General features: G+C 66.1%; 3 protein-coding genes. All 3 read right to left on the bottom strand.

What is annotated here, in order from left to right:
- Window positions 1–982: amidohydrolase family protein (locus VIQ49_RS00150; RefSeq protein WP_331879761.1), on the bottom strand; the 982-nt coding region annotated here is incomplete at its 3' end.
- Window positions 979–1,326 carry a hypothetical protein gene (locus tag VIQ49_RS00145; protein ID WP_331879759.1) on the bottom strand — a complete coding sequence of 116 codons (348 nt, stop codon included), beginning with the start codon at window positions 1,324–1,326 and terminating at the stop codon, window positions 979–981. The genes VIQ49_RS00150 and VIQ49_RS00145, both read right to left, overlap by 4 nt.
- On the bottom strand, window positions 1,323–2,212 hold an 890-nt coding region (locus VIQ49_RS00140), incomplete at its 5' end, for an SRPBCC family protein (RefSeq protein ID WP_331879757.1). The genes VIQ49_RS00140 and VIQ49_RS00145, both read right to left, overlap by 4 nt.

Raw genomic sequence — 2,212 nt, 5'->3', positions numbered from 1 at the left:
CACCCGCCGCGATGGCCTTCGGCAGCATCGCCTGCGCCCGCGGGAAGACCTCCTCGGCCTTCTTCCGCAGTTCGGGCGCGATGCGGTCGACGGCCATCGCCTCGGTGAGGTATGTGGTCGACACCAGGAACGTGCCGTGGTCGACCATCATCTGGATCGTGTCGTCGGTCGCCAGGAAGCCGTGTTCGATGCAGTCGATCCCCGCCCGGATGCATGCGCGAATCGCCTTGTCCCCCACCGCATGCGCGGCCACCCGCACACCCGCCCGGTGCGCCTCGTCGGCGATGGCGGCGAACTCGTCGTCGGAGTACTGCTGCGCGCCGGGCGCGGTGCTGTGTGACATCACGCCGCCCGAAGCCGACACCTTGATGAGCTTGGCTCCGTGCCGGATCTGATAGCGCACACAGGCGCGCACATCGTCGACACCGTTGGCGATGCCCTCCGCGACCGACAGCGGCATGATTCCCGGGGCGAGCCGCTGGAACACCGTGGGGTCGAGGTGCCCGCCGTAGGGCGTCACCGCGTGCCCAGCCGGGAAGATCCGCGGCCCCACATGCCAACCCTGCTCGATCGCACGCTGCAGCGCCACGTCGAGCAGATAGCCGCCGGTCTTTACCATCAGACCCAGGTTGCGCACCGTCGTGAAGCCGGCCTCGAGCGTGGTGCGCGCGTTGACCGCACCGCGCAGCGTGCGATACGCGGGGTCGTCCTGCACACCGTGCATGGGGCTGGGCAGTCCCTCGGGACCACCGGGGCCGCCGATGAGCAGGTTGAGCTCCATGTCCATCAACCCGGGCAGCAGCGTGACGTCGCCCAGATCGATGTCCTGGGCCGGATTGTCCGGCACCACAGCAGGATTCACGCCGGTGATCCGGTTGCCCTCGATCACCACCACCGCGGGCGAGCGCACCTCACCGGCCTCGACGTCGGCCCAGCGCGCCGCGCGAAGGATCGTCACTTCCCCCGTCGGGCCTGCTGTCATGGAACGGGCTCGACGTCGCAGTCCAGCGTCGTCGCCCCCGTATCGGGCACTTTGGGTTGCTTCCAGCACTCCACCGGAAACGACACTTGGATCATCGAGTAGAGCAAATGCATCAAGTTCAGGACGTCATCGGGCAGGTCGTCGAGGGAGAACTTGTCACAGTAGGCGATGGCTTCCTCGGCGCGCGCGGTGATGGCGTCGTAGAAGGCCTGCATCTCGCGCATCGACGTGCCGAGGCGCTTGGCGTACCGTTCCTGCTCGGTGCCGAGACACCAGTCGGAATACTGCTCCAGGTCGGCGAATTCGGGTGGTAGTTTGGCCGTCGCGGTTTCGGCCACGGTCACACCCCCTGCCCGACGTGCTGGGTCTTGCGCTGGTAGTCCTCCACCCAGGCGGCGGTCTCCTTGTGCAGGTGGCGGATCAGCACCTCCTGATCACAGAGGACGAAGTCCTCGAGCACGCGCGACTCGACCATCGACTGGGTGGCCTCCAGGGTGTTGGCGTCCTGTAAGCCGTACTCCTTGAAGGACACCGCGGCGAGTTCTTGAGCGATGCGCTCACGGGGCGTGCGTGGCTGTGGAAAGTACACGGTCCCCTCGAAGATGTGGGTGTTGTGCGAGGTCGGCCAGTAGTGATAGGTCAGGTACCAGCCCTGGCCCCAGAACAGGATGACGAAGTTCGGGAACAGCTGGAACGAATCCAGGCCCCACGGGTCACACTTCGCCGGGTTGAGGCCGACCGGCATCTCCCCCAGATCCGGCTTGTCCCACGGTCCGAACAGCCCACTCTGACAGATGTCCTCGATCGGCTTGCGCATCTCGTCGGCCATCTCCCATGCCCGCACACCCGAGGTGCTGACCAGTCGGTGCGGCCCTTCGATGCGGTAGTGCGGCGCCTCGAAGCCGGCTTCCGCGGCGGCCTTCGAGTAGGCGGTGGGCGACTGGTTCGCATGCAGGACCGGTGCGTGGTAGAACTCCTGGAACGCGTCCATGTAGAGCTTCCAGTTGGCCTTCACCTCCGACCGGTAGTGGAAGCGCGAGGTCATCTTGTCGAACGGATAGCCCTCGAGATCGGTGATCATCGGCCCGAGGAAGTCCCGCAGCGTCTGCTCCGGTTCGGGGGCGAAGTTGACGAAGATGAAGCCTTCCCAGACGTCGCAGTGCACCGGGACCAGGCCGTAGCGGCTCTTGTCGAGGTCGAAGAACTCGCCCTCCTGCTGCACGAACGTCA

It is taken from the genome of Williamsia sp., from assembly GCF_036566845.1.
Lineage (GTDB): Bacteria > Actinomycetota > Actinomycetes > Mycobacteriales > Mycobacteriaceae > Williamsia.
The sequence above is the reverse complement of the archived record's forward strand: the minus strand, read 5'-3'. Positions and strand labels throughout refer to the sequence as shown.